General features: G+C 41.2%; 20 protein-coding genes. 8 read left to right on the top strand and 12 right to left on the bottom strand.

All coding sequences use genetic code 11. From position 1 onward, the window contains the following. Positions 1 to 92: 92 nt before the first annotated feature. On the bottom strand, positions 93 to 1,367 hold the full coding sequence (locus tag OQY15_RS14855) for a pitrilysin family protein (protein ID WP_265792583.1): 1,275 nt from the start codon (positions 1,365 to 1,367) through the stop codon (positions 93 to 95). Continuing rightward, entirely contained in the window at positions 1,360 to 2,604 is a 1,245-nt protein-coding gene (locus OQY15_RS14850) for a pitrilysin family protein (RefSeq protein ID WP_265792582.1), read from the bottom strand. Before OQY15_RS14850 ends, OQY15_RS14855 begins: the two co-directional genes overlap by 8 nt. Before the next feature lie 189 nt (positions 2,605 to 2,793). On the opposite strand from OQY15_RS14850, the gene mqnC reads away from it, so the two are divergent. After that, positions 2,794 to 3,918, top strand: a complete 1,125-nt coding sequence (gene mqnC / locus OQY15_RS14845; RefSeq protein ID WP_265792664.1) for a cyclic dehypoxanthinyl futalosine synthase — start codon at positions 2,794 to 2,796, stop codon at positions 3,916 to 3,918. A 65-nt stretch (positions 3,919 to 3,983) separates the two neighbouring features. Here mqnC and OQY15_RS14840 read toward each other — a convergent pair whose 3' ends face one another. Both OQY15_RS14840 and OQY15_RS14835 read right to left on the bottom strand, forming a co-directional pair. Continuing rightward, the gene (locus tag OQY15_RS14840; RefSeq protein WP_265792581.1) at positions 3,984 to 4,814 is read right to left on the bottom strand and encodes a ferritin-like domain-containing protein; all 831 of its coding nucleotides are present in this window, start codon (positions 4,812 to 4,814) and stop codon (positions 3,984 to 3,986) included. Between the two features lie 10 nt (positions 4,815 to 4,824). Further along, positions 4,825 to 5,541 (bottom strand): ferritin-like domain-containing protein, encoded by a 717-nt coding sequence (locus OQY15_RS14835; RefSeq protein ID WP_265792580.1) that lies wholly within the window; start codon positions 5,539 to 5,541, stop codon positions 4,825 to 4,827. A gap of 176 nt (positions 5,542 to 5,717) precedes the next feature. Between OQY15_RS14835 and OQY15_RS14830 the strand changes: the two genes are divergently transcribed. From OQY15_RS14830 to OQY15_RS14815, 4 genes are all read left to right on the top strand, one after another. Further along, positions 5,718 to 6,497, top strand: a complete 780-nt coding sequence (locus OQY15_RS14830) for a LytTR family DNA-binding domain-containing protein (RefSeq protein ID WP_265792579.1) — start codon at positions 5,718 to 5,720, stop codon at positions 6,495 to 6,497. A gap of 1 nt (position 6,498) precedes the next feature. Beyond that, positions 6,499 to 9,420, top strand: coding sequence for a two-component regulator propeller domain-containing protein (locus tag OQY15_RS14825; protein WP_265792578.1), 2,922 nt, complete (start codon positions 6,499 to 6,501; stop codon positions 9,418 to 9,420). Between the two features lie 435 nt (positions 9,421 to 9,855). Next, entirely contained in the window at positions 9,856 to 10,053 is a 198-nt protein-coding gene (locus tag OQY15_RS14820; RefSeq protein ID WP_265792577.1) for a hypothetical protein, read from the top strand. A gap of 70 nt (positions 10,054 to 10,123) precedes the next feature. Beyond that, positions 10,124 to 11,245 carry a GNAT family N-acetyltransferase gene (locus tag OQY15_RS14815; RefSeq protein WP_265792576.1) on the top strand — a complete coding sequence of 374 codons (1,122 nt, stop codon included), beginning with the start codon at positions 10,124 to 10,126 and terminating at the stop codon, positions 11,243 to 11,245. A gap of 8 nt (positions 11,246 to 11,253) precedes the next feature. Here OQY15_RS14815 and OQY15_RS14810 read toward each other — a convergent pair whose 3' ends face one another. The 8 genes from OQY15_RS14810 to mce form a co-directional block, all read right to left on the bottom strand. Beyond that, positions 11,254 to 11,583, bottom strand: coding sequence for a helix-turn-helix transcriptional regulator (locus OQY15_RS14810; protein WP_041884843.1), 330 nt, complete (start codon positions 11,581 to 11,583; stop codon positions 11,254 to 11,256). Positions 11,584 to 11,612: 29 nt separating this feature from the next. Next, positions 11,613 to 12,965: a Mur ligase family protein gene (locus tag OQY15_RS14805; protein WP_265792575.1), complete on the bottom strand. Its 1,353-nt coding sequence runs from the start codon at positions 12,963 to 12,965 to the stop codon at positions 11,613 to 11,615. Further along, positions 12,962 to 13,804, bottom strand: coding sequence for a 50S ribosomal protein L11 methyltransferase (gene prmA, locus OQY15_RS14800; protein WP_265792574.1), 843 nt, complete (start codon positions 13,802 to 13,804; stop codon positions 12,962 to 12,964). The genes OQY15_RS14805 and prmA overlap by 4 nt, the downstream gene beginning before the upstream one ends. Further along, positions 13,804 to 14,565 (bottom strand): triose-phosphate isomerase, encoded by a 762-nt coding sequence (gene tpiA / locus OQY15_RS14795; RefSeq protein ID WP_265792573.1) that lies wholly within the window; start codon positions 14,563 to 14,565, stop codon positions 13,804 to 13,806. The genes prmA and tpiA overlap by 1 nt, the downstream gene beginning before the upstream one ends. A gap of 118 nt (positions 14,566 to 14,683) precedes the next feature. After that, complete coding sequence (locus tag OQY15_RS14790) at positions 14,684 to 15,859, bottom strand: putative sugar nucleotidyl transferase (RefSeq protein WP_265792572.1); 1,176 nt, start codon at positions 15,857 to 15,859, stop codon at positions 14,684 to 14,686. A gap of 92 nt (positions 15,860 to 15,951) precedes the next feature. After that, positions 15,952 to 16,200, bottom strand: a complete 249-nt coding sequence (locus OQY15_RS14785; protein WP_265792570.1) for a type B 50S ribosomal protein L31 — start codon at positions 16,198 to 16,200, stop codon at positions 15,952 to 15,954. A gap of 84 nt (positions 16,201 to 16,284) precedes the next feature. After that, the gene (locus OQY15_RS14780) at positions 16,285 to 16,584 is read right to left on the bottom strand and encodes a hypothetical protein (protein ID WP_265792568.1); all 300 of its coding nucleotides are present in this window, start codon (positions 16,582 to 16,584) and stop codon (positions 16,285 to 16,287) included. Next, positions 16,565 to 16,999, bottom strand: a complete 435-nt coding sequence (gene mce, locus OQY15_RS14775) for a methylmalonyl-CoA epimerase (protein WP_265792567.1) — start codon at positions 16,997 to 16,999, stop codon at positions 16,565 to 16,567. Before mce ends, OQY15_RS14780 begins: the two co-directional genes overlap by 20 nt. Positions 17,000 to 17,110: 111 nt before the next feature. Between mce and OQY15_RS14770 the strand changes: the two genes are divergently transcribed. From OQY15_RS14770 to OQY15_RS14760, 3 genes are all read left to right on the top strand, one after another. Beyond that, positions 17,111 to 18,307 carry an IscS subfamily cysteine desulfurase gene (locus OQY15_RS14770; RefSeq protein WP_265792566.1) on the top strand — a complete coding sequence of 399 codons (1,197 nt, stop codon included), beginning with the start codon at positions 17,111 to 17,113 and terminating at the stop codon, positions 18,305 to 18,307. Between the two features lie 60 nt (positions 18,308 to 18,367). Beyond that, positions 18,368 to 18,694 (top strand): iron-sulfur cluster assembly accessory protein, encoded by a 327-nt coding sequence (locus OQY15_RS14765; RefSeq protein ID WP_265792565.1) that lies wholly within the window; start codon positions 18,368 to 18,370, stop codon positions 18,692 to 18,694. Between the two features lie 90 nt (positions 18,695 to 18,784). Next, positions 18,785 to 20,698 (top strand): long-chain fatty acid--CoA ligase, encoded by a 1,914-nt coding sequence (locus tag OQY15_RS14760; RefSeq protein ID WP_265792564.1) that lies wholly within the window; start codon positions 18,785 to 18,787, stop codon positions 20,696 to 20,698. Positions 20,699 to 20,723 lie beyond the last annotated feature (25 nt).

Here is a 20,723-nt window from a genome sequence, read left to right as displayed (position 1 = left end):
AAGCAATGAAGCGAATATGAGGAGAAACTGACAATAATCAGAGCGCTAAAAAAAGAGGAAGATACTGGCTAAAGTTAATTAGCCAGTACAACTTATTTTTTACCTACAATAACTCTGGTAAATTCTTCCGTAGTCAGATACCTGTTAGCCAGGTTTTTGATCTCTTCAGGCGTAATGGTCTTAACCGTTTTGATATAATTATCATAGTAGTCATAACTCAATCCGGAGAAGTAGATATTTTTGAATTTATCAGCATGTGAAAAAGCATTTTCCAAACTGCCCAGCATTGAGCCCAGCATATAGTTTCTTACCAGGTCTAGTTCCTCATCTGCAACAGTTTCAGATTTAAGCAATTCAATTTCCTTCTCAATCTCAACCAGCGCGTTTGTACAAACGTCGGCACCAACTTCGGTAGCGATAAAGAAATACCCGGCGTCTTTCATAGATACGATGGCAGAACCAATACCGTAAGTATAACCTTTGTCTTCACGGATATTGGCCATCAGCCTGGACCCGAAATAACCACCCAGCAGACAGTTCATTACCTGAAAAGCAGGAAAATCAGCATGAGTCCTGTTTAAACTTCTCAGCCCCATCCGGATAGCAGATTGTATCGCCTCAGGGCGTTCAATAAATATTTCCCCTTTTAAAGATGAATCAAAAGAGAAATGATTGATCACCGATGCATCCTTGTTGTGCCATTCCTGTCCAAAAATGGAATTCAGGATATTGAATTCCTGATCCTCAAATTTACCTGCTACAAAGATGGTACAGTTCTCAGGTTTGTATGCCGCACTGAAGTAAGACGTCAGTTCTTCACGCTGTATCGCCTGGTAATCTGCAACCTCGATATTGGAGCCATAGGCAGAATTGCCAAATATGGCATTTGCAAAGTTCTTTCTCGCAATGAAGTCGTTCTTCTGCAAACTTACCTTTAAGGATTGCTGCTGATTTTGTTTAAAAATATCCAGCTCCTGCTGTGGAAAGATACTTTCATTCAGCACAGACCATAAAATTGGCAGCACAGCTTCAAGGTGTTTATTAAGCGTATATACTTTGATACTGGATTGGTCGGCACCATAATCAGTTTGAAGGAAAGCACCATAGTAATCCACCTTATCGGCAATTTCCCTGGCACTTAATGTTTTCGTTCCGTTATTGATCAGATGGCTAACAGCAATAGCCTGTAATGGATTTGACTCTTTCCAGTTAACATTTTCAAAAACAAGTTCTATCCTAACCAGCTTCTGTTTACCGGCATTGACGGTAAAAACCCTGATTCCATTGTCCAGTTCCTGTTTTTGAGGGGAAATAAAATTGATATCGTTTACCTGTTTAGACTCAGGTATTAGTGTACGGTCAAGCATTGTCGGATGTTAAGTAATATAAAGTTGAACATTGCTCTCTCACGAAAGTCTTTTTTGCGGCATCATGAATCTTAGCCGCATCAACAGCCAGATACTTATCTATCTCCGTATTCAAACCGGCTGCATCACCCAGCAATTCATAGTAAGCAAGGTTCATGGCCTTATCAAGCAAACTCATCTCGGCAAATACCATGATAGATTCCGATTTGTTTTTGACTTTCGTCAGTTCGGTCTCGGTTACCTCTTCAGTCGCAATTTTGTTGAGTTCTGCCCAAACGGCAGCCTCGGCAACCTCCATGGCTACCCCTTCACTCAGTTTACCCTCCACGATGAATAAACCTTCATCCATACTGCTGGTGATATATGCATGGATATCACTAAACAACTGCTGTTCTTTGAGCAGGCTGTTGTAAAGTCGCGAAGACTGTCCCTGCGATAAGATATCAGCCATGAGATCATAGGTCTGGTAAGTCTGGTCTCTGCGTGCCGGCATTTTGAAGGCCATGTAAAAAGCATTTAGCGGCACTTTAGCTATAACAGTTTCTTTGCGCTCAGCAGTCTGTAATGGCTCTTTTGGTAAATTCCTGGTATACTTGTTTCCTGCAGGGATTGGAGCAAACCATTTCTCAGCCAGCACCTTAACATCTTCAGTCTTCACGTTTCCTCCCACTACCAAAATGGCATTCTGAGGATTATAATGTTTATGAAAAAAGGCTTTCACATCTTCCATAGAAGCATTTTCAATCTGAGCCAGGTCTTGTCCTATTGTTGCCCATTTGTACGGGTGTTTTTGATAGGCAAGCGGTCTTAGCTTCAGCCATACATCGCCATAAGGCTGATTCAGGTATCGCTGTTTAAACTCTTCACAAACAACATTTCGCTGTGTTTCGAGACTTTTTTCTGAGAAGGCCAGGCTCAGCATCCTGTCGCTCTCCAGCCAGAAAGCGGTTTCGATATTTGTAGCAGGCAGTGTGATATAATAATTGGTAATATCATTGCTGGTGAAGGCATTGTTCTCACCTCCTACTCTTTGCAGGGGCTCATCATAACTCGGTATGTTTACCGAGCCACCAAACATCAGGTGCTCAAAAAGATGTGCAAATCCGGTTTTATCCTCTTCTTCATCTCTGGCACCAACGTCATATAAAATATTTAGTACAGCCATCGGCGTGGTATCATCCTCATGTACGAGAACGCGAAGGCCATTAGCTAATGTAAAACGATTGAAATCTACCATAAAAAATTTATAATTCTGCCAAATATAAGCATTATGATTTTGGCTAAATGTGCTAAATATTCCAGAGGCGACAAACACATTATGACACAAAAAAAATCAGCTCTGCCCTGCTTTAAGGCTTAATGTGATAATCTTGTGAAATAAAAAGAGCAGAACTTAGCTTATATTTGCATTATGAATACTGCTGATATGAATACTGCTGATTTATTACAACGTGCGCTGCAATTTGACTTTCTCACAAAAGAGGAAGGTGTATTCTTATATGAGAATGCCTCAACTGCCGAATTGTCTTTTGTGGCCAATGAATTGAGAAAAAAGCAAGTACCAAGTGGTAAAGTCACCTGGCAGATCGATCGCAATGTCAATACCACCAATGTATGTATTGCCAATTGCAAGTTTTGCAATTTTTTCAGAAGACCCGGTCATGAAGATAGCTATATTACAGATATTGAAACCTATAAGGTGAAGATTGAAGAAACTTTCCGCCTTGGGGGCGATCAGCTGCTGCTGCAGGGTGGTCATCATCCTGACCTGGGCCTAAACTTCTATGCCGATCTTTTCAGAAAATTAAAAGAACTTTATCCTGATCTCAAGTTACATGCACTGGGCCCGCCTGAGATTGCCCACGTTGCGAAACTGGAGAAACTGTCGCATACAGAGGTTTTAAGCGCATTGAAAGTCGCAGGAATGGACTCCTTACCAGGCGCTGGAGCAGAAATCCTGAATGACAGGGTAAGACGACTGATCTCCAAAGGAAAATGCGGCGGACAGGAATGGCTTGATGTCATGCGTGCAGCACACCAGCTGGATATTACAACTTCGGCAACGATGATGTTTGGTCATGTTGAAACTATAGACGAACGTTTTGAACACCTCGTATGGATCAGGGAAGTACAGAGTGAAAAACCAGAGCATGCCAAAGGATTTTTAGCTTTTATTCCATGGCCTTTCCAGGATGATGGTACTTTATTGAAACGTCTGAGAGGTATCACGAATGATGTTTCGGGTGATGAATATATCAGAATGCTGGCACTGAGCAGGATTATGCTTCCCAATATCAAAAATATACAGGCCTCATGGCTTACTGTGGGTAAAAATGTAGCGCAGCTTTGTCTTCATGCGGGTGCAAATGATTTTGGCTCGATCATGATCGAGGAAAACGTGGTTTCTGCTGCTGGTGCTCCGCATCGTTTTACGGCCAAAGGTATACAGGATGCCATCAGAGAAGCCGGTTTTGAACCGCAGCTGAGAGGACAGCAGTATAACTACCGTGACCTTCCTGAACAACTTGAAGAACAAGTCATCACTTACTAATATAAAAGGTATAAAAAAAGAGGGCAATTGCCCTCTTCTTCATTTTAAACCTAAACAAACTAATATTATCTGATAAATAACGAAGCAATAGCAAGTACATCTGCTTTTACCAGGAATTCGTCAAATGATTCTGTAGCTGCTGCTGTAGATACTCCTAAGCTTGGAATATTTACACCTGCCTGAACTACGTTGTCTTCACCTTTATATACAGCATCAACCTGTGGAACACCACTGTCGTTCGCACCGGTGATCCATGGTTTCAGGGCTGTAACACCTCCACCAGCTGGCGCTTTACGCATCTGACGGATATGTGAAGCGTGACGTGCTTCTACAGAATGGATCTGCAGAGCCGTTTGTAATACACTTGGGCTTCCCATCAATGCTGGTGCCTGACCTTTGTAAGCTCTTACTCCTGTATCTTCAAAAGCCTGTGCAACTGCAAGGAAAATTGGATAGTTAGTGAATACAGTTGGAAAAGTACCTTTGGCAGTATAATCAAAATTAGCTGCTGTAAAAGTTACCGGAGTACCGCCCGAAGAAGTAATCGCTGTTCTCAGTAAGTTAACGTGAGCGAGCTCATGATCACGGATGGTATTGATTGCTGCAACCGCTGGTGTACCTGCAGGAATTAATCCAGGTGCCGCACTACCCTGCTGGTAGAAGAAATATTCAAGATATTCCAGTGTAAGTGCAAAATTCAGTACTTCAATTACAGATGATGAAGTCTGTCCGTACGCTTTTTTAAACATAGAACCCAGGGCAAGTGGCACTGCAGCAACAGCCATTTTAGAACCTAAGTTGTAAAATTGTTTCATTGCAGCCCTGCGTGGATTGATGCGCTCATAGATCTCGCCATCCACTTTTTCAATTTCGTCTAATATATTGATGATATTCATGATTTCTTATTTAAGATGGTAAGTTACCTGCGTTAATTTTAGTTTTGATAAATGGTGCTGCGATAGTCAGCACTTCTGAAGGTGTTCTTGCTTTATCCAGTCCGTTTGCATCAACAACTTCAGAGTTGGCAAAGGTTCCATTTTCAATCAAATCACGGATCAGTGCAGCATGTCTTGCCTCTACTGAAACGATTTTGCCCGCAAGCACTAAATAATCAGCGCTTTTGATCAATTTACCAGCACCATTGTAGGCAGATACACCCAGATCTTCAAATGCTTTGGCTGTGGCCAGTACACTTGCTCTTTGCGTAAAATTAATTGCACTGAAGTTTACTTCAAGACCCACAATTGCATTACCTGCCAGGGCTTTTTTAAAGAATTCTCTGTGCGCTAACTCGTGATCTCTGATATCGGTTAACAATGCAAGCTCTGTAGCAGAAATACCAGAGTAGGGAGTTTTTACTACTGCATCATAAAACGCAGCTTCCAATTGCTCAAGCGCATAAGCATAATTAAGGATACCTACATCACCTGATCCAAGGTCTACAGCACCTGAAAGTCTGAGTCCTTCACTTCCATCGTCTTTTTTACATCCGGCAGCCATCAAGGCTATTCCGGCAGCTCCTGCTCCAGCGAACTGAAGGAAAGAACGGCGTTGCAGCGGAGCAGTGAGTATACCACTTTCTTTATGCAGCAAATCCTGATCTTCTTGTTGAAAATTTTTCATAAGTAGTTGATTTTTTAGTTGAGGTTTTAATTTATTTAAAGTTTCATTTTCGTGTAGAACAATTCATGTCTTTAATGTGACATACGCGGGAAAAATTCATCCGGTTTTTGCAGATTGAATAAAAAATTCTTAAGTCGCCTATTTTTGTTAAATTCACGTTCATAAAATACCTGCCTGTGCTGAATGTGATTATTGTTGATGACGAAGAATTTGCGCGTTCTTCTCTTTATTTCCTTTTACAGAATAACTGCGAAAATGTACACATCTGCGGGATTGCAAAATCTGTAGATGAAGCCACAGAACTGCTTTCTAATTTTGATATTGACCTGATCTTTCTGGATATCGCCATGCCAGGTAAAAATGGCTTTGAGCTCATTGCAGAGGCAAAAAAAAATAATTCACAGGTGGTTTTTACAACTGCATTCGACCAGTATGCACTGAAGGCAATTAAAGCAAATGCGCTGGATTATTTACTGAAACCGATTGACATCGATGAGCTTAAAGAAACAGTGGATAAAGCATCTGCCATTATTGGAGAAAATGATCTGGAAACAGATAAAAAAGAGCGATTGAAAAATTTATCTTCCACATTGAATGACGGTGCAGAAATTCGTAAGTTGAGCCTCCCAAACGGGCAGGGCTATACACTCATCGAACTGAATGAGATCATCAGAATTGAAGCTGACAGTAACTATTCAGTTTTTCATCTGGACAACAGGGAGAAGATCACAGTATCCCGGGTACTCAAGGAATATGAAGAAATTCTTCCCGAAGATCAATTTGTAAGGATCCATAAATCAAGCATCGTCAATCTGAATTATCTGAAAGAATACAATTCCAGAAACGGACTGGAAGTGGTGTTGAAAAACGGAGAGAAAATTGCTGTATCCCGCCGGAGAGCAAGTATTTTCGTAGAGAAAGTCAAATCTTATACCCGTTTTACCAACGATAAATAACATGCGCCATTTACGCCTGTATATCCTGATCTATATCGTCTTTTGTTGCAGCAGGAGCTACGGACAAACCACTTTTGTCAAACATTTTAACACCAAGGATGGTCTTCCCAGTAATAGCTGTTATTACACTTTACAGGATAAAAAGGGTTATATATGGGTGGCCACAGACGCCGGTGTATGCCGCTTCGACGGTAAAGTTTTTGAGACTTTCTCTATAGACGACGGATTACCAGACAATCAGGTGATCAAGCTTCACGAAGACCATAAGGGTAGAATCTGGATGTCTGCCTTAAATGGACAGCTCAGCTACTTTTACAATGGTAAGATCTTCAATGAAAGAAACGACACCGCATTAAAACTTTTGAACTTCAAAAGTATTGTGATCTCTTTTTTCGAAGACAGCAAAGGCAACATGTGGTTTGGAACCAACAAAAACCTGCTGGTGAAATGGAACGGTAAGTCTATCATCAAATATGTATCAGGCAATAATTCAAGCCAGTTTATCAGTACGGTCATGTATGAAGATAAAGCTGAGCGACTTTGGGCACTGAGCGCTAATGCGCATCATCTGTACAAGGGCAATACCTTTGTCAATTTCAAACAGCCTACCGGTTTGCTGTCCTTTAAAACGACATTACACCGGCAGGATAAAACGCTACTCCTGCTAACTGAGAACGGACTTTCCCTCAGGGAGGGAGACCGGCAAAAACTAACTCTGCCCGTAGACACTGCTTTGCTAAGTAATAATCCGGGGTATTTTTTTGCTGACAATCATGAGGGCTTGTGGCTGGCTAATAATGCAGGCGTCAGTTTTATCGACAGACATGGACACCGCATACAGTACCTCTCCAATGTGCAGACTACCCAGGTGATCAGGGACATTAAAGGAAATATGTGGTTCACTACCAATAACGGGATCTACATGCTACCAGAGAAGTCTAAACGGATCTACATGGTGGATCAGACCCATGGCTTAAGCAATAACGGTATCAAGAGCCTGATGAAAGACAGGTATAACAGGCTGTGGATGGGTATGGATCATGGTACCATCAATATCCTCAGCAGACCGGGGTATACAGTAAGCTGCGTAAACCTACCCGGTAACAGATTTAGTGCCATCAAGCAAATGGCTGTGGATTCCAGTGGAAAAAAAGTGTTCTTCTCCTCGGATTACGAGCTGGGTATCCTGGATATTTCGGGAAAATCCACTGGAAATCCCCGCTATCTCCGCGAACTGAATAACAGCAATTTTGTCTTGAAAAACTTCAGTATCAGTAAAAACAATCAGTTGGCGCTGGCTTTATCGTCAGGAATCGTTGTGCTTGAGCAGCCTATGAGCAATTTTAGCTTTTCAGCGGCAGCCTACAAGGAGGGAGAAAACTTTTTCAGCGGGCGGTCGTACAGGGTTTACTATGATCAGTCTGGTCATCTCTGGTTCTCCAATACCGCCGGATTTTCAGAATTTTCCAATAGAAAAACACATCATTTCCTTCAGGAAAGCGGGATACTGAATACACGGATCAACGACATGAAAGCCCTGCAGGATGGAACTATGGTTCTCGCTACTGATGGCTATGGTGTACTGTTCTTCAGGAATGGTAAAATTGTGAAGCAGATCACCACTGAAAACGGACTGGCAAGTAATATCTGCAAAAAGCTGTTTACGCAGGAAGGCTATGTGTGGGTAGTCACCAATATTGCAGTGAACAGGATATTGTTGAAAGATCAATACCCGGTTGAATCATTCGATTTCACAAACAGCATGTTGGATAATGATGTAAATGAAGTTTACGCCGACAATGATACAGCCTTCTTTGCCACCAATCATGGCCTTGTGTATTTTGCGAATAACCCATTTGACAGATCGCAGGAAGTGCCGAAAGTACTGATCTCTGCCGTGTTCAATAACAAGAAGATGATCGATCTGAATACTTCTATGGTGTTTGCGCCTGCGGATAATAATATTACCTTCTTTTATAGTGCGATCGACTTCCAGAACAACAATATCTCCTACCGTTACAGGTTAAACCCAAACAGCGGATGGACAGAAACAAAGAGCAGGCGACTTGAATTCTCATCACTGGAGCCAGATAGTTATACATTTGAACTATGTGCAAGAACAAGCAACAGCCAGTGGAGCAAACCAGTCAGCGTCAGTTTCGTACTGAAAGAACACTTCTGGCAATCCCTGTGGTTTATGGCTTTGATCCTGCTCCTTGCCAGTTTCAGCTTTTACAAAATCGCAGTCATTGTCACCAAACAGCAAAAGGACAAAGACCAGCAGCGGCTTTTACTAAAAAACAGAATTCTGATGCTAGAGCAGCAGGCTTTACAAGCAATGATGAATCCTCATTTTGTGTTCAATGTCATGAACTCCATCCAGCATTACATCAATACCAAAAACACCTCTTCAGCAAATAAGATTCTAACCGGTTTTGCAAGGCTGATCAGAAAAAATCTGGATATCTGTACAAAGAGTTTTATATCACTTGAAGAGGAAATTGAGTACCTCACGCTGTATCTCAGTTTGGAGAAAATGAGATTTGGAGAAAAGTTTAACTATACCCTCAGCATAGCAAATGACATTGATCAGGATGAAACCATGATCCCATCCATGATTCTCCAGCCTTATATTGAAAATGCGATCTGGCACGGATTGATGCCTAAGGAAGAAGGAGGAAATCTGGCTATTGTGATCAACCACCAGTCTGCAGATTCACTGCTCATCCAGATCACGGATGACGGTATTGGAATAGACAATTCTTTACGGATAAAAAATGAAAAACATAACAGTAAAGGCATGAGTCTCACCCAGGAAAGAGTAAACCTGATCAATCAGATTGAGTCAGATCCTATACAAATCAGGATCCATCAGAACGGCAATTCGGGCACTACAATCTCCATCATCATCCCAAACAGGTAGTATTTTACCGTTTACTCAATGATCCCTACCACTTACTAACTATAATTCTTTTCAGATTAAATTTGCATTAAACTTGTTATAGATATTAAAGCAAACAAAGTTTGCAAAAGCGTTCTTATAGAATTGGCAAAAGATATTTTTTCACCTAACCTAAAACTTATCTCAATTCAGGTTTCATTTGTGTGTTAAAAGTGGTAAAGCTCAAACTTTACCACTTTTTTTTTGACCAAAAATTATTTGACATGACTTGCATCTGACCTGCAATCAGTTAAAAATTCAGCGTACAATTTTAAAAATAGTTCTTTTTTTAAAATGCTTTTTGTGTTATTTTTGGTTGAGCAAAAAAAAACCTATAGAGACAGCCACGGTGCTATTTGAAAAGTTTTTTTTGTATTTTTAACTTATCAATAATTCTGGCAATTTTATTTTAGACAAATGACAACTCCAAAAAAATCTGTAAAGAAAGGTTCATTAGATGATCAGGCACAGGACAAGGAAATGGCTGATGAAAATTCTTTTGATTCCGTAGCAAAGAACAAAAACTATGATGATGATGAGGACGATGACTTTGATCTGCCACTTGATGATCTGGATACGTTCGACGACTTTGATGATGATGACGATAACTACTAAATAATTCTTACCGATACATATAGAGCATCTTAAAATAAGATGCTTTTTTATTTAAAATAGCCCCCCTTCAATGCAAATTATCCCCGTTTCTGGTTCAAAAACAAAAAGAGAGTTCTTAAAGGTTCCGCATCTGGTTTATAAAAATGATAAAAACTGGATCTGTCCTCTGGACCAGGATGTAGAAAAAACATTTGATCCTGCCAAAAACCCTTTTTATAATCATGGTGAATGCACCAGATGGATACTCCAGAACAACTCAGGGGAAACAATTGGCAGGGTAGCAGCTTTTATCAATCAAAAGAAGGCCTACAACTATGAGCAGCCAACCGGCGGGATGGGTTTCTTTGAGTGCATTAACGACCAGGACGCCGCATTTTTATTATTTGATACTGCAGCATCATGGCTGAAGGAAAGAGGCATGAAGGCGATGGACGGGCCTATCAATTTTGGCGAGAATGATACTTTCTGGGGATTGCTAGTAGAAGGATTCACTCCCCCATCCTACGGGATGAATTATAACCCGGCATATTATCAAGCCTTCTTTGAAAACTACGGTTTCAGCACTTCTTATCAGCAAATCACGAATCACCTGGCTGTAAGAAAACCATTTCCTGAACGCTTTACAAAAATTGCCAATTGGGTAGCCAATAAGCCAGGCTATACTTTTGAACACTTCTCCAAGAAAAATCCGGACAAATATGTACAGGACCTCATGGAGATCTACAATGATGGATGGAAAGATTTTGAAAACTTTGTGCCTATCAAAAAAGAGACGCTTCAGGAGAGTTTTAAACAGATGGAGACCATAATGGATGAAAAGTTAATTTGGTTCGCTTATTTGAACGGAGAACCGGCTTCATTCGTAGTTATTATCCCGGATGCTAATCAAATGATAAAAGATTTCAGGGGAAAACTGGGTCTGATAGAAAAACTGAGATTTGTTTACCGCAGATGGAAGGGTGTAAACAGGATGAGAGCGATTGTAATGGGAACAAAAACTGCTTACCAGAAGCATGGCCTTGAATCGGCATTGTTCATCAAACTCAAGGAATATGTTTTGCCTATGGAGCAGTATGATGAACTTGAATTGTCATGGGTGGGAGACTTTAATGATAAGATGCTCTCCATTCATGAAGCAACAGGTGCCACTTTTGGGAAGCGGCACCTTACGCTGCGTAAATTGTTCTCTTAAGAGCAATCTTATTTTTCTCTGATCTCTTCGTAAAGATCGATCACTTTCTTCTGAAGTTTGATAATCTCTTCTTCTCTTAGAGAAAGTTTCGCTTTCAGATTGTTGATCTCTTCGAAATTTACTGACTGAGGGTTTTCCCCTTCTTTAGAGATGATGTCCATTGTAGAAACTTCAAAAAGATTAGCGATCTGCGCAAGGCGTGAAATGTTGATGTCTGTAATTCCTGTTTCAATTTTAGAAAACGCAGGAATAGAGATGTTGAGTCTTTTGGCTACTTCGCCCTGGCTCCAGCCATTTTTTTGGCGAAGCTGTCTGATGTTCTTACCGATAATGTTCATTTTTATAAATTTAGGTGTGTTTTGTTCTTTTAAATATTCAACTCACGTGCCAATCTGATTAAATCCATGCCACCAAAGTTCCCCGAACTCATCATGAGAAGGTTGGTATCTTTAAAATTTAATCCTCTTAAATATTGCTCAAGAGTATTGGCATTATCAAAAAAAGTAAGCCGATCGTTTCTGAATGCTGTTCGAACATCTATTTCACTGAACGGTGTAATTTTTTTTTGTTGAAATGTTTTTTCATCAATATATACGATAGGATTATCTGTTTGGATCATCGTATCTGCATATTGTAGTAAAAAATTTTTATTTAAACTACTAAATGTGTGTAATTCTACACACGCTACTAACTTTCTTTCCTCAAATTGTGACTTTACCGCCTCAACTGTGGCCTTAACCTTGGAGGGCGAGTGTGCAAAATCTTTGAAAACTGTGGTGTTATTTTCAGAAAATAACACCTCAAGTCTTTTTGCAGCGCCTTTAAATGAAATTATTGCCTCATTAAAGCCTTCTTCATTTATGCCCAGTTCTCTACAAACCAATTTCGCAGCACTTAAATTCATCAGATTATGATCGCCAAAAACTTTCAGCGGCAAATCTTGCGGAAGTAGGTGCGTTACTCCAAATTTAACGTCATGAGGAGGAATATCGTACCCTATTTTAGTAATTTCACTGTTACTCACTTCAACAATATTACGTAATTCTTTATCAGTCTCACAATAGATTAATTTTCCACCGGGCTGAATCGTATTAATAAATGCTTCGAATTGAAGCATATATTCCCCAAAAGTAGGAAAAACATTAACATGATCCCAGGCCACACCACTAATTACTGCAATATTTGCTTTGTAAAGATGAAATTTTGGTCGTCTGTCAATTGGTGAAGCCAGGTACTCGTCACCCTCAATAATGATCATAGGGGCAGAATCCGTAACCTTCACCATGGTATCAAAGCCTTCCAGCTGCGCTCCCACAAGATAGTCGAAATCCTTCCCATGGAAATTAAGCACATGAAGGATCATGGAGGTGATCGTAGTTTTACCATGACTTCCCCCAATTACCACCCTCAGCTTATCCTTAGTCTGCTCATAAATATATTCCGGATAAGAATATATCTTAAGTCCAAGCTCCTGTGCACGAAGTAGCTCAGGATTATCAATAAAGGCATGCATACCCAGGATGACAGCATCCAGCTCCCCGCTGATCCTTTCAGGATGCCAGCCCATTTCCTGCGGCAGCAGCCCGAAGCGTGCGAGCCTGCCTGCTGATGGTTCGAAGATCGCGTCATCAGATCCGGTCACTTCAAACCCTTTTTTATGTAAAGCGATCGCGAGATTGTGCATTGCACTTCCACCTATAGCGATAAAATGTATTCTCATTTTAGTTTTTTAAAATGTGCAGCTACCCAATCTCCGATCTTTTTATGATCGCAATAGGATATATTTAAGGCTTTGCAGGCTTCAGTAATCATCTCCAGATCAGGAGACTCATAAAATCCGCTGAAATAAATATCACCACCATCTTTAAGTACACTGGCGTAAACCGGTATCTGATCCAACAGGATATTCCGGTTAATATTTGCAAGGATGATATCAAATTCGCGTTCTGGTATCACTTCTTTCCCACCCCAGAGCGCAGTAATATTACTGATATTATTCAGCGCAGAATTTTCCTTTGCACTTAAATAACATACCTCATCATTATCAATAGCTGTCAGTTCTTCAGCACCCATTTTAGAGGCGAGAATGGCCAGGATCGCTGTTCCGGCACCCATATCCAGAATTACTTTGCCGGCAACATCTGCATCGAGGATATACTGCATCATCATCGTTGTTGTCTGATGATGTCCTGTACCAAAAGCCATCTTCGGATCGATAACAATCTCGTAGGTATACTGCGGCTGTGCTTCATGAAATGTTGCCCGCACATAACAGCGGTCGTCAATTACAAGTGGTTCAAAGTTCTTTTCCCACTCTTCATTCCAGTTCTCAGCTGCAATTTCCGTGACGGTATAGGCATATTCAAACTCGTCCTCAAATTGTATCAGAGCATCAGTAAGACTTTGCTGCCGGTAACTGTCATTATCTATAAATGCCGAGAACCCGTCAGACGTATCTTCAAAGGTATTGAAGCCAATTTCCGCCAGCTCATTGATCAGAAGGTCCTTCTGATATTCCTGAATGCTGACGAAACTAAATGTGACCTGTATGTATTGCATTAAGCATTGAATGTTTTAACGATATCGGCAAAGTCGCGTGATTTCAGTGAAGCACCACCGATCAGTCCGCCGTCAATATCTTTCTGAGCAAATAATTCCGCTGCGTTTTTAGGGTTACAGCTGCCCCCATATAAAATCGAAGTTTCTTCAGCAACAGCAGCATTGTACTGCGTAGCAACTTCGGCACGTATAAATGCATGTACTTCCTGTGCCTGTTCAGCCGTAGCCGTTAAACCTGTACCAATAGCCCATACCGGCTCGTACGCAATTACAGTTTTCGAGAAATCCTCAGCGCTTAATACAAAAAGTCCGTTTACCAGCTGGTTTTTCAGAATCTCAAAGAAGTTACCATTATTTCTTTCATCAAGTGTTTCACCGATACAGAAAATAGGCGTCAGTTGGTTAGCCAAAGCAATTTTAGTTTTTTCAGCAAGCAGCGCATCATTTTCAGCAAAATACTGACGACGCTCCGAGTGACCAATAATTACGTATTCACAACCAACAGATTTGATCATTTTCGCTGAGATCTCCCCTGTGTAAGCACCACTTTCATTCTGATGACAGTTTTGAGCACCAATTTTTACAGTTTCACCACCTAACTTAGCAACGCTGTTCAGGTGAATGTACGGAGCACATATGATAGCAATTTGGTCGCCTTTTTTTTCATCTCTTACGATGTTAACGATTTCCGAAAACAGAGCAATACCCTCTGCATAATCTGTATTCATTTTCCAATTTCCTGCTACTATTTTCTTTCTCATAATTAATCTGTTGTTATATCTGTTGTATATATTATTCTAAACGTTATTTATTCGTTATATTATATTTCCAATGAGCACATTGTGTACACTTATAGATGCTAAAGTAAAAAACTCTCTATTAAGATCGTCTAAAAATTTCAGTGAATTCAAAAATCTTGGCCAAGATATCTTTTTCGAGTTGATTAAACTCAATATTTCTGCGTTCAAATACCTTTTGAGTGGTTTCAAACATTTTATTGAGTTTATACACTTCAACTCCCTGGGTACTTCCCCAGGAAAAGTCAGGAATAAAATTAGGTGGATAGCCTCCGCCAAAAACATTGGCTCCCACTCCTGCTACAGTCCCCGTATTGAACATGGTATTGATCCCACATTTGACGTGATCGGCCATGATCAGGCCACAAAACTGGAGTCCTGTTTTACGGTAACCCTTTTGTTCATAATCCCAGAGTTTTACCTCTGAATAGTTATTTTTCAGATTGGAGTTATTGCTGTCTGCGCCGATATTACACCAGGCACCCATGACAGAATTACCAAGGTATCCTTCATGCCCTTTGGCAGAATAACCCCATATCACTGCATTTTTTATTTCCCCTCCAACCGTACTATGAGGACCTATAGTCGTTTGTCCGTAGATCTTGCTGCCCATTTTCACATTCGAATCATGACAGAGCGCAAATGAACCTCTGATGTGTGAACCCTCCCATACCTGGGAGTTTTTAGCGAGGTATACAGGTCCGGTCAGCGTATTAAAGGTGGCACATTCTGCTTCGGCCCCTTCTTCTGCAAAAATCTGATCGCCCAATACTGTATTGGTAGCACTCAGCACCACAGAAGTCCTGCCTCTGGTCAGCAAGGAAAAATCTGCTCTCAGCTCGGTGTCATTATTCATGAAGATATCTTCGGGATGCACGATATGGGTAAACGAACCGGCATAGTTCAGTGGACGGAGGTCGGTCGACTGCCTTAAACTATCCGCTTCACCCGCATTTACTTTATAGGCCAGCACGAGTGTGTCTTTCAGCAAGACCTCACCACTTTTAAGCTGCTCAATCGCGGCAAAAAGCGCTTCATCGGGACAAATGGCACCGTTAACAAAAGTATCGGCATCGGAATGCGCGGGATATTTCGCAGACAGGTAACCTGTAGTCAGGAAGCCCGGCTCATGACCAGCATACTTTGCCCATTTTTCGGCAATCGTTAAGATTCCCAGACGCAAATCAGCTACCGGTCTTGTGAAGGTCAATGGCCGCAGCGATAACCATGAATTGTCGTCAAATAAATTAATCCTCATGCGTATCTCTTTGTTAATTGAACCTGACAAAAATAAAAAAAGTCCCGAAGCATAAGCACCGGGACTTTAAATAATTTCCTATATGGTTACAATTATTTCTTAGCGTAACGTGTTTTGAATTTATCAATACGACCAGCAGTATCTACCAGTTTCATTTTACCAGTGTAAAACGGGTGAGAAGTGTGGGAGATCTCTAATTTATACAGAGGGTACTCATTACCATCTTCCCAGGTAGTAGTTTCTTTAGTCTCTACACAAGATTTAGTTAAGAAAGCATATTCGTTAGACATATCTTTAAATACTACGAATCTATAGTTTGACGGGTGAAGATCTTTTTTCATATGAATTTTATACTTATTTGTCGCTTATTTTGAAGGATGCAAATATCCTAATTATATTTTTTATATACAAGAATTAATGAAAAATTATGTACTATACTTCTTCCAGGTTTCCACTTTCTGTTTCTGCCTTCTAATGTATTCATCTGCAATCACTTCTGCAGAAGGAAGCTGAGAACGTCCCATGAGCAGAGATTTCAGTTTTTCCTCATCTACATCGGCCCGGTACAAAATATTCATCATCCTGGAGATATCATTATCCAGCAGCCAGCTAAAGGCATGGATCATTTTATTCCTGATCAGCTCCTCCGAAAGTTGTTCCTCCAACTCAAAATCCTTCCCTATAATCCTGCTGAGCGCATTGATATCATCCATTTCCTGTGTCATTAATTTTTTCTGTATCATTCCTCTCCTGACATAATTCTATCAGTACACCATTGGTTCCTTTAGGGTGCAGAAAACAGATCAGCTTGTGATCTGCACCAGGCTTTGGCTCGTCGTTCAATAATATAAAACCGGCCTTTCTGAGTCTCTCCATTTCGGCATAAATATCTTCCACATCAAATGCAATATGATGTATCCCCTCTCCTTTTTTTGCGATAAATGTTGCTATCGGACTATTTTCGGCAGTGGCAGCCAGCAGTTCTATTTTATTTTCTCCTGTTTTAAAAAAAGCTGTAGCAACCTTTTCCGAAGCGACCAGCTCACGCTTATAAGCAGGACTGCCCAGCAACTTTTCGTAAAGATCGCAGGACAGATCCAGATCTTTTACGGCAATGCCGATATGCTCAATTTTATTCATCTTCAGATAAGGTTAGAAAAATGTAAAAATGCATGTTTTGAAGCTGTGTTCATAATACCACGGTTGATTTTTTGGTACATTTGTATCATTCGAACGAATAATTCTGGCGCAATGGAACTTCCGATATATCTTGATAATAATGCGACTACAGCCCTTGATCCAAGGGTGCTGGAATCCATGTTGCCCTATTTCACCACTAAATTCGGCAATGCAGCCAGCCGCAGCCATGCTTTTGGATGGGTTGCAGAAGAAGCCGTAGATTATGCCCGGGAACAGGCAGCTCAATTAATTGGCTGTAATGATAAAGAGATTATATTTACCTCAGGTGCTACAGAGGCCGACAATCTCGCCATCAAAGGGGTATATGAGATGTATCACGAAAAAGGTAATCATATCGTTACCGTGGCCACCGAGCATAAAGCTGTCCTGGATACCTGCAAACATCTGGAGAAATCCGGTGCTGAAATTACCTATCTCAGCGTAAAGGAGGATGGCCTGATTGATCTTACAGAACTGGAAGCTGCAATGACCGAAAGGACGATCCTGGTTGCTGTGATGTATGGCAATAATGAAACAGGGGTTGTTCAACCCATCAAAGAAATTTCGGCTATCACACATAAATTTGGTGCTTTACTGATGACGGATGCCACTCAGGCGGTTGGCAAGATCCCGGTTGATGTTCAGGCCGACGGGATAGACCTGCTGGCCTTCAGTGCGCACAAGATGTATGGCCCCAAAGGCGTTGGCGCCCTATATGTACGCCGTAAAAACCCAAGAGTGAAGATTACTGCCCAGCTCGATGGCGGGGGCCATGAACGTGGTATGCGCTCCGGCACTTTAAACGTACCCGGCATTGTTGGGTTGGGAAAAGCATGTGAACTATGCCGCCTGGAAATGGATGCGGAGGCAAAGCGCCTTTCTTCCCTGCGTGACAAAATGGAAAACGCACTTACACAAATTGAGGAGAGCTATGTAAACGGAAACATTCAACACCGCCTGCCTCATGTCAGTAACCTGTCTTTTAGACATGTCGAAGGCCAGGGCCTCATGATGGCCATGAAAGATCTTGCAGTATCCTCTGGCTCTGCCTGTACTTCGGCTTCACTGGAACCTTCATATGTTTTAAAAAGTATGGGTATCTCTGATGACCTTGCACATTCCTCCATCCGGTTTGGACTTGGCCGTTTCAGCACTGAGGAGGAGATAGATTTCGCCATTGAGGAGATCAGGAAAGCAGTTGACCATCTCAGGGAGCTGTCTCCCCTTTGGGAAAGTTTTACTAAAGGAACAGTACAAAATATTACCTAAGTTAGCAATTTAAATACATGGCATCATTTTAGCTGCCTTAAACTATTAATATACAAGCATATGATCACTATCACAGAAAAAGCCAAAAGCAAAATTGATCACTTGATGCAGGAATCTCAGATGGATACCGACTACTTTTTACGCGTTTCGGTAAAAGGCGGCGGCTGTTCCGGATTAAGTTATAATCTGGATTTCGATAACGAAGAAAAGAAAGACGATCAATTTTTTGAAGATAAAGGAGTACGTATTGCACTAGATATGAAATCATTTTTATATCTGGCAGGTACTGAACTTGATTTTACGGATGGCCTAAACGGAAAAGGTTTTGCCTTTAACAATCCCAATGCTACGCGTTCATGCGGATGTGGGGAAAGTTTCGCTGTCTAAGCATCACCAAACGATCTGAAGGGCGCTTATGCGCCCTTTTTGCGTTAGTATGATAAAATCTCTATTATTGCATTCGCAAAAACACTCGATATGCCATCATCAGATAAAATCTCTACTGTTCCCAGTTTATTACGGAATGTAGTGGAAAGTATTCATTCTCCTGAATCTACTTTTCTTGTTCATAAAAAAGCAGATCAATGGGAAAACATCTCATTTAAAACTACCCTGGAAAATGCTGATGCAGTCTCTGCTTTCTTTCTCGATAAGGGGATTACAAAAGGAGACCGGATGGGACTGATGATAGAAAACGGTGCCGACTATATTTTTTACGATCAGGGGATACAACAGATCAATACGGTGAATGTATCCATTTACCCAACCCTCTCGGAACATGAGGTTGAATATATCATCAACGATTCCGGGATGAAGGCCATTCTTGTTGGTAATACTTTTCTTTTTAAAAAGATATTAAAAATAGCTAATAACTGCAGGCAACTGCAATATATCATTCCCGCTTTCCCTGAATATGGAAAAGTACCACTGCCTGCCGGACTGAAAGCTGAGATCATCAGCTTTGAAGAAGTCCTCCAGACCGGTAAGCGGAAATTCGCTCATTTCAGTCAGGAAATCACAAATATCCGGAATGCCATAAAAACCTCAGACATCTCCTCGCTCATTTACACTTCAGGCACAACAGGTACCCCTAAAGGAGTTATGTTATCACACAATAACTTTGTTGAAAACGTCAAAGTATGTCTTGATCAGATGAAGGTTATTGAAAAGAATGATGTGTTCCTTTCGTTCCTGCCTTTGTCGCACGTATTTGAACGCACCGGCACCTACCATGTTTGTTGTATGGCGGGCTGCACCATGGCCTTTGCACAAAGTCTTGAACTGTTAGCTAAAAATATGGCTGAAGTAAGGCCGACAGTGATGAACTGCGTACCGCGCCTGCTCGAACGTATCCATGACAAGGCTTTTAAAAGCGGAACCGCTGATGGCGGTATGAAAGCTAAGATCTTTCTCTGGGCTATGGAAACGGGAAAGAATTACCGTCAAAAACTGGAAGCCGGAAAAACCCCGGGCTTGTTGCTTTCCACCGAGAAAATGATCGCAGAAAAGCTGGTCTTCAGTAAGATCAAGGAAAAAACCGGCGGAAGATTAAAGTTTCTGATTTCCGGCGGAGCAGCCTTACCAAAAAATGTCGGAGAGTTCTTTGGGAATCTTGGTATTAAGGTCTGCGAGGGTTTTGGTTTAACTGAGACTTCGCCGGTAATGACCTTCAGTGAGGCTGACAGACAAGTTTACGGAACTGTAGGAAGAGTAATTCCGGGTATCGAAGTAGGTATTCAGAACATTGAAACCAAAGAGATTATCAACATACAGACCCATGATACCTTTGATGAGAACTTTGAATGTCCGGAAGGGGAAATTATTGTGCGCGGACATTGTGTGATGCAGGGCTATTTCAATAAGCCGGCAGAGACCGCAGAGGCGATCGATAAAGATGACTGGTTCCATACCGGTGACATCGGCAGGTTCTATAAAGGTTATCTGCAAATTACTGACCGACTCAAAAACATGATCGTCAATGCATATGGTAAAAATGTATACCCTACTCCCGTAGAGAACATTTACCTGAAAAGTCTCAAAATAGAACAGATTTTTCTGATTGGCGATAAACGGGAATACCTCACTGCGATTATCATTCCCAACAGGGAGGGCATGCAGGAAAAATTTGGAATGCCCAATGAGTTTTTCGATGCCCCGGAAGTTTTCATCACTGATCCTGAGATTATTGAATGGATCAGCCAGGATATTAAACTCTTCTCCAAAGAGCTGGCCAAGTTTGAGCGCATCAAAAATTTCATGGTAAAAAGAAACCCGTTCAGCATGGAGGAAGGTGAGATTACCCCTACCATGAAAATCAAACGGAAGGTAGTGGAAAAGAAATATGCCGAAAGCATTACGGAGATGTACACAGCATCTGTAGAGGCTGATTAGAATTTTCTGAAAAACAACCTTCTAT

The sequence above is a fragment of the Pedobacter sp. MC2016-15 genome, from assembly GCF_026239695.1.
GTDB lineage: Bacteria > Bacteroidota > Bacteroidia > Sphingobacteriales > Sphingobacteriaceae > Pedobacter.
Note: the sequence above shows the minus strand (reverse complement) of the source record. Positions and strands in the feature narration are given on the sequence as shown.